Origin of the sequence: uncultured Mobiluncus sp., from assembly GCF_902488535.1 — a bacterium.
GTDB lineage: Bacteria > Actinomycetota > Actinomycetes > Actinomycetales > Actinomycetaceae > Mobiluncus.
This window is the reverse complement of sequence record NZ_CABTWO010000005.1, coordinates 103,922-110,929: the sequence shown is the minus strand read 5'-3', so window position 1 is coordinate 110,929 and position 7,008 is coordinate 103,922. Positions and strand designations below refer to the sequence as shown.

Below are 7,008 nucleotides of genomic sequence, written 5' to 3'. Positions count from 1 at the left end.
GCCGTCGCCCTGGACGAACCCCTCCTGGAAGTCTCCACCGACAAAGTCGACACCGAAATCCCCTCACCCATCGCCGGCACCATCACCCAAATCGTCGTCTCCGAAGACGAAACCGTAGACGTCGGCACTGTACTGGCCTACGTCGGCTAGAGCCGGATTTCACGCTAAAAACTGTCTCAATTGAGTCGGACCACCGAAGCAATCTTCCACGGATTGCCGGATAACAGAATCTCAGATTCCGTATCGGGAATCGCCGCGATTTGGTGGCGGTTCCCGATACGGTCAATTTGGGTGTAGGCGCCTTGCGTAAGTGTCACCTGCAGACGCACCGAACGCGTATTCTTGCCGGCGCTGCCCTTATTGCCCGCCACGATAGTCGCCGACTTCACCGCGGTGGATAAGCCCTCAACCTGGGCTTGGCTGGCCTGCAGGGCGGCCAGCAAACTCCCGTCAGCAGACCCGGCTATCGAATCCTTGACACTGAGTTTTTCCAAAGCCGCCCGATCCTGGCGTGTCAGGGCCGCATCGCGTTTAGTCAGCAACACTTGCAGGATTTCCTGAGCCGAGGCGTCGTCCGTGATGGGATCGCGCAAGTTTGGGGTTTTCGCTTGGCTGTCAGGGGAATTGGGTAACAGGTCAGCCGGTGGCGTTGCTGGTGACGTGCTTTCGGGGGCCGCCGGATCCGCGAGGCTTTCCGATGGAGCCGGAGCTTTGGAGTGGGTCGCAGAAGGGCGGTGCGGCGGGTTCGACGTCTTGGCGCTGCCTTTTTGCCTCGCGCTGGCGCTGGGCGCGGCACTATCCGTCAAAAGCGCCGCCGCACTCGGTTTTGCAGACGGGGCGGGCAGCGCTTGGGCCACGCTGGGCAACTCCGCCAGCCGTGGAAACAGGACCGCTCCCAGCGCCAGCGCGGCTCCTGCCAAAGCCGGTAGTCCCCAGCGCAATACCGGGCTGGTCGGACGTGTTTCGCGACGTTGCCGCCGTTCCGGCATCGGGCGGCTCGACGGCGAAACCAGCTCGGTGGCCACGTCACGTCCGGCCGCCCGCATCCGTGCCGCCATTAGCTCCGCCCCGCCCAGCAGGTCAATGCCACAGCACGGCAGGCTTTCCCACGCCTCGGCAAGTTCCCCCGCGCGAGGACGCGCGCTCGCCACCGGGTTCAACGCGGCTTTCAACAGACTCGCGTCCATTCCCAACGCCAGCAGCACCTGCGCCATCGCGTAGACATCGCCGGATTGATTCGCCGCCACGGACGCCCCGGCAGCAACAGCGGATGCCGCCGCCGGTCCAGAGGATTCTCCCGCCGCGTCGCCCCAGGTGAGCCCCTCCGTTTCCGGCGCGCTAAACGCCCGTGTCGTGACCACGTCACCGAGAAGGTCTACCAGTACCACCCGACCTTGTGCGGTCACCATCACATTGGCCGCCGAAACGTCCCCGTGACTCAAACCGACCTCGTGCAGCGCCGCCAAACCCCGAGCCAGGGACAGAGCGATGAAATTGACCTGCGGCGTGCTGAACTCGCGTCCCGCCCGCAGAACTTCCAGGTCTTGCCCGTCAAGATACTCGAAAATAGCTACGTAGCGTCCATCGGTCAGTTTGCGCAGCTCGTGGAGTTTCAGCAGGTTCGGGCACGACACCTTTCGCAACGTCCGCAGCCGGGATTCCAGCTGAGCCGATAGCGTACCGCCCAGCAGCTGCAGCGCGTGGGTTCCGCCCTGGTCGTCTACCACCCGCCACATCGGTCCGCTTTTACCAAAACCAACCGGTTCATATAAGACATAACCAACAAGTTCCATAACTCAATACATATCTAAATACGACAGCAAAAATCAACAGACATTTTCAAACCTGTGGATAACTTTGAGTGCGACGTCAGAACTCGGTTTACCCCTGCGGCAAAAATCCCCTAAGATAAAGGCGATGGCTAAGAAAAACAACACTACGACCGGGGGCGACGCGTCCGGGAAGAAACGCAATATATTTCAAAACTTAAAGGACTCCTTCACCATTGTGCGGCGGTCTTTCCCGTGGATTGTGTGGGCGATTTTGGCGACGCTAGTCGTGGCGGAAGCCTTGACCGTGTGGTACATGATTGTGGGCAAACACTGGATCATGGGGGCAATCACCATTGTGATGGTGCTGATGGTCGTGCCGATGGCCTGGATCTCCGTGTTTTTGTCGCGGGCGATGCTGCGTCAGATTGAAGGCATGAAAGGCTGCGTCGGAGCGCTGCGCCAGCTGCTGCGCCGTTCCTGGTTTGCCGAGGAAGAGCCCGTTGCGGTTAATAAGGATCAAGACTTAGTGTGGCGTTTTGTAGGTCCCCGCGGCATTTTCCTGGTCAGCGAGGGACCGCATACTCGAGCCAGCAAGCTGCTCAACGATGAGGTGAAAAAGACCACGCGGGTCGTCGCTCAGGTGCCGGTACACGCCGTGGAGTGCGGCACTGAGGAGGGACAGGTACGCCTCGAACACGTGATGAAAACCATGTATAAAGCTCCACGTGCTTTGAATCGAAACGAGATTCCCGCGGTGCAAAAACGTCTGCTGGCGATTCACCGCAATCAGGGGCTGCCCATTCCGAAGGGGATTGACCCTTACCGGGTTCGCCCTAATCGGCGCGCTTTGTATGGATAAAATTCATCCACGCTTTCCCCGGATATGCGGGATGGAAAATTATTACAATTTCAAACTTTTTATGCGCTAAGACTTGCATAAAGTTGCACGGCTCTGTAAATTTATACCGGTAGTTCATTTATACGACCGTCGACAAGGAGAATCTTATGCGTCGTCTTCCCGTTGCCATGCTCCTGGCTGCAGCCTCTCTGGGCTTGGCCGGATGTTCCACCGCTTCCACCGGAAACGCTGGTGGTGACGATGCTGCTAATCAATCCGGCTCGGCCACAGCTTTCGACTTTTCGACCATTAAGCCTGATCCCAAGGTCGAGGCGTTAGTTCCCGCCGACGTAAAGGAACGCGGGGTGCTGCGCAACGGCGCTTCTACCAGCTATGCCCCGGCGGAATTCTTGATGGAGGACGGCACCACCCCCACCGGCTACGAAGTGGACATGGTAAAGGCTATTGCCCTGACTATGGGTCTCGAGGACGGCACCACCACTACCGAAGCGTTTGGCGCGCTGTTGCCCAAGATTGGCACGACTTACGATTTGGGGGCGTCTTCGTTTACGATTACGCCAGAGCGCGTGGCCAACTACGACATGCTGGCATATATGGATATGGGTTCCCTGTTCGCGGTGGCCAAAGGCAACCCGCAGGGCTTTGACCCCAAGGACGTATGCGGCAAAACCATCGGGGTGCAAACCGGTACCTTGCAGGAAACGGAACTGCTGCCGAAAATGAGCAAACAGTGCGAAGAGAGTGGCAAACCGCCAGTCGTCATTCAAAAGGAAGAGTTGCTGTCGAATGTGTTCCCGAAGGTCATTTCGGGACAGTACCAGGCCATGCTCGCCGACGATCCCGTCACGACCTACTACGTGAAACAGACCCGCGGTCAGATGGAGCAAATTGGCCAGATTCTGGATCCGAGCCCCATCGGGATTGTGGTGGATAACAAGAATCAACAACTGTCAGCCGCGATTAAAGCGGCGATGGATTCCCTGCTCGCCTCGGGCAAACTGCGCGAAATCATGGATAACTACGGGGCTGGCGCGGGCTTGTACGACGCGGTGGTACTGAAAACTTCCGTGGGCAAATAACCCCGACGCCCCAGCCTTTTGACGTCTCACTTTCCGCCCCGGGCTTCTGAGTGAAAACCGCATCGGCGAAACTGTGCAAAGTAAACGAATCGAAGGAAGAAAACGCATGAGCGAAGAAGACCTACAATTCAACCATCCCCGACCGGTATTTCGTTTAAGCCGGTGGGTCAGCGTGGCGGTGGTCGCGCTGGTGGTGCTAGGACTGGTCAACTCCCTTTTCACCAACCCCAACTACCATTGGGAAATGGTGTGGGCATACTTGACGCACCCGAACTTGATTAAAGGAATCGGCTTCACCCTGGCGCTGACGGTGGGAGCAATGACTATCGGTGTCACCCTCGCTATTACCATGGCGGTCATGCGCCAGTCTCCGAACCCGGTGCTGAAAGGCGTTGCCTGGTTCTATATCTGGTTCTTCCGCGGCACCCCAATCTATACCCAGTTGATTTTTTGGGGCTTGTTGCCGACACTCTACCCCATGATTACCTTGGGAATTCCTTTCGGACCCCAACTGTTTGCGGTGGAAACGAAACTGGTGCTAAACATGTTCTGGTCAGCCATGCTGGGACTGGGCCTGAACGAAGGCGCCTACCTGGCTGAAATCGTGCGCGCCGGACTGAACTCGGTCAATCCCGGACAGTGGGAGGCGGCTACCGCGCTGGGCATGAAACGCGGCATGATTTTGCGCCGCATCGTCATTCCCCAAGCCATGCGTGTCATTGTCCCGCCCACCGGCAACGAAACGATTTCCATGCTGAAAACGACTTCCCTAGTCTCGGTGGTGCCGTTTACCTTGGAGCTGAACTTCCAGGCTCAAAACCTGGGACGCCTGACTTTCATGCCGGTGCCGATGATGATTTGCGCCGCCATCTGGTACCTACTCATCACCTCAATCCTGATGGTGGGCCAGTACTACCTCGAGAAATATTTCGGCAAGGGCTTCAACACTCAACAAGCCACCACCTCGACGCGCAGCAAAACTCTGAGCGCAGCCGCGACAACGAAGACGCTATTGGATGTGAAATCTTGAGTAATGATCTGATGACGAACAGTTCTCTGGACACTACAATTCCCGAGGGTATCGTTGACGCTTTCCCGGATTTGCAGCCGGGGGATCTGGTGCCCGCTCCCGCAGACGTGGCGGACACCATGGTGTCTTTGCGCAATGTCCACAAGTACTTCGGTCACCTGCACGTTTTGAAGGGCATTGACTTGGACATTCACAAGGGCGAGGTCTGCGTTCTCATTGGACCTTCCGGTTCGGGTAAATCAACAGTTTTGCGCTGCATTAATCAGCTGGAAACCATCACTTCGGGGCGGATTTACCTGGACGGGGAGCTGCTAGGTATGTCCGAGGAAAAGGCCCCCCTGCCGGGCCGGAGACGCTCGTGGTACCTGAAAACCGGCGCTTTGACGGAACGCAACACGGTACTGCGCGAACTGCCCGATAAAGTCGTGTCCGCCCAACGGGAACGTATCGGCATGGTATTCCAGCGCTTCAACCTGTTTCCGCACAAGACCGCCCTGGAAAACGTTATGGAGGCCCCGGTTCACGTTTTGCGGAAATCCCGGGACGAAGCTACCGAACAGGCTCGGCAACTGCTCGATCGGGTCGGCTTGGGCGACCGAATGGAGCACTACCCTTCCCAACTGTCCGGCGGCCAGCAGCAACGAGTGGCGATTGCCCGCGCTTTGGCGATGGATCCTGAACTGATGCTGTTCGACGAACCGACTTCCGCTCTCGACCCTGAACTGGTCGGAGAAGTGCTGCAGGTCATGAAAGATTTGGCTCGGGACGGCATGACCATGATGGTGGTGACTCACGAAATTGGTTTCGCCCGCGAGGTCGGTCACACCTTGGCTTTCATGGACGAGGGGCAAATCGTGGAAATGGGAAGCCCAATTGAGGTTTTGGATAATCCCCGCGAGGCCCGTACCCGCGAGTTCGTCTCGAAGGTGCTCTAGGGTTTTAGGGCTGTGATGGGGACGATAATTACACCGTCGGGACGTTGGTAGGCGGCGTGGCTGAGGCCGCAAACCACGATTAGGCTCTTAGGAGCTAAATCGGTTGATTCCCTAACTAAGGCATCACGGAGCTTCGTGAGGTTAGCCGCCGCTTCTTCAATTTGGTTTGCTCCGAGCTTAATCTCAATGGCGCACCAACCGCCGTCAGGCATTTCAATAACCGCGTCAACCTCACGGTTCTTGTAATCCTGATAATGGTAGAGTTCCCCTCCCCACGATTCGCAATAGATGCGCAAATCACGCTCCACCATTGCCTCGAACAGAAAACCTAGAGTATTGAGGTCATTCAACAGTTTTTTCGGTGTGGCTTTCAAAAGAGCAACGGCCAGCGAGGGATCGGCCAAGTGACGTTTAGCTGATTGTTTCAAGCGGATTGAAGAACGCAACTTCCAGGAAAACGGCGGCTGATCGTCGACAAGGAACAAGCGACGGAATACATCCAGATAATCAGCCACCGTATGTTCATAAAGGGTCTCACGGTCAATCCCCTCCATGTCGGAACGTAAAACAGCCCCAGAGGCGGTGGTGGATTCGTTCCTGGCCAGAGAGCGCAGCAACAACTCCATCTTTTCTTGACTACGGTTCACGACACCTTCGTCAATCCGATTCACATCTTCAGCAATTACTGTCTTTATATAGCTCTTGGCAATCTGAGCAGCGCGCTCCACCGGTAATCCCGTACTTTCCGGCCAGCCGCCGCGCACTATCAAGTCAATCAGTTGTTGTAGTTCAACGTTCCCGGTGCCAATAGAATCAGCAGAGCCATTACAGATTTCCAGCAGGGAAACCACCCCATTGGAGTCACCGGATTCATAAAGGCTCATTGGCCGCATCCGCAAGGTTGCAATACGTCCCGCACCGGAATGCAACACTCCCTTACGATTCGGCGTAGCGGAACCTGTCAGCAGGAACTGTCCCTTAGTCCCCCGATTGTCGACTTCGAAACGCACCGCATCCCATATTGAAGGCACTTCTTGCCACTCATCAATCAACCGTGGAACCGCTCCTTCAAGAATCAGCCCCGGATTCATCTTGGCCAATTCACGATTCTGGAAATTGTTTGCCGGATCGCCAATCATCACCGCGCTGTGAGCCTGATTCAGTGATGCCCAAGTCTTACCACACCACTTTGGACCTTCCACGCAAACAGCACCAAAAGTGGCAAGAAAATCCGCGATTGTTGCATCGATGATGCGTGGAATGTATTCCTTACCATTCCGCGGAAAAAAAGTACTCATACCTGATTATAACCCCGGAGATTTCCGGTTTTCAA

At 56.5% G+C, this 7,008-nt stretch carries 6 protein-coding genes and 1 pseudogene; 5 read left to right on the top strand and 2 right to left on the bottom strand.

The genetic code is table 11. The features are described 5' to 3' along the window. Positions 1 to 147 (top strand): annotated as a pseudogene (locus RDL66_RS03165) (biotin/lipoyl-containing protein); the annotation flags it as partial. Between the two features lie 29 nt (positions 148 to 176). Here the strand turns inward: RDL66_RS03165 and RDL66_RS03160 are convergent. Continuing rightward, complete coding sequence (locus tag RDL66_RS03160) at positions 177 to 1,793, bottom strand: protein kinase (protein WP_308535124.1); 1,617 nt, start codon at positions 1,791 to 1,793, stop codon at positions 177 to 179. A 124-nt stretch (positions 1,794 to 1,917) separates the two neighbouring features. On the opposite strand from RDL66_RS03160, the gene RDL66_RS03155 reads away from it, so the two are divergent. From RDL66_RS03155 to RDL66_RS03140, 4 genes are all read left to right on the top strand, one after another. Then, entirely contained in the window at positions 1,918 to 2,631 is a 714-nt protein-coding gene (locus tag RDL66_RS03155) for a DUF4191 family protein (RefSeq protein ID WP_307741757.1), read from the top strand. Between the two features lie 146 nt (positions 2,632 to 2,777). Continuing rightward, on the top strand, positions 2,778 to 3,710 hold the full coding sequence (locus tag RDL66_RS03150; RefSeq protein WP_307741758.1) for a transporter substrate-binding domain-containing protein: 933 nt from the start codon (positions 2,778 to 2,780) through the stop codon (positions 3,708 to 3,710). Positions 3,711 to 3,816: 106 nt separating this feature from the next. After that, positions 3,817 to 4,740 (top strand): ABC transporter permease subunit, encoded by a 924-nt coding sequence (locus tag RDL66_RS03145; RefSeq protein WP_307741759.1) that lies wholly within the window; start codon positions 3,817 to 3,819, stop codon positions 4,738 to 4,740. Continuing rightward, positions 4,737 to 5,675: an amino acid ABC transporter ATP-binding protein gene (locus tag RDL66_RS03140; RefSeq protein WP_374042901.1), complete on the top strand. Its 939-nt coding sequence runs from the start codon at positions 4,737 to 4,739 to the stop codon at positions 5,673 to 5,675. Before RDL66_RS03145 ends, RDL66_RS03140 begins: the two co-directional genes overlap by 4 nt. Here RDL66_RS03140 and RDL66_RS03135 read toward each other — a convergent pair. Continuing rightward, on the bottom strand, positions 5,672 to 6,973 hold the full coding sequence (locus RDL66_RS03135) for an ATP-binding protein (RefSeq protein WP_299297103.1): 1,302 nt from the start codon (positions 6,971 to 6,973) through the stop codon (positions 5,672 to 5,674). The two genes, RDL66_RS03140 and RDL66_RS03135, sit on opposite strands and share 4 nt — an antisense overlap. Positions 6,974 to 7,008: the final 35 nt, after the last annotated feature.

Bases quoted from the DNA above. Each gene is read 5' to 3' on its own strand.
- RDL66_RS03160 (WP_308535124.1), bottom strand. From the start codon at position 1,793: ATGGAACTTGTTGGTTATGTCTTATATGAACCGGTTGGTTTTGGTAAA.
- RDL66_RS03135 (WP_299297103.1), bottom strand. From the start codon at position 6,973: ATGAGTACTTTTTTTCCGCGGAATGGTAAGGAATACATTCCACGCATC.
- RDL66_RS03150 (WP_307741758.1), top strand. From the start codon at position 2,778: ATGCGTCGTCTTCCCGTTGCCATGCTCCTGGCTGCAGCCTCTCTGGGC.
- RDL66_RS03145 (WP_307741759.1), top strand. From the start codon at position 3,817: ATGAGCGAAGAAGACCTACAATTCAACCATCCCCGACCGGTATTTCGT.
- RDL66_RS03155 (WP_307741757.1), top strand. From the start codon at position 1,918: ATGGCTAAGAAAAACAACACTACGACCGGGGGCGACGCGTCCGGGAAG.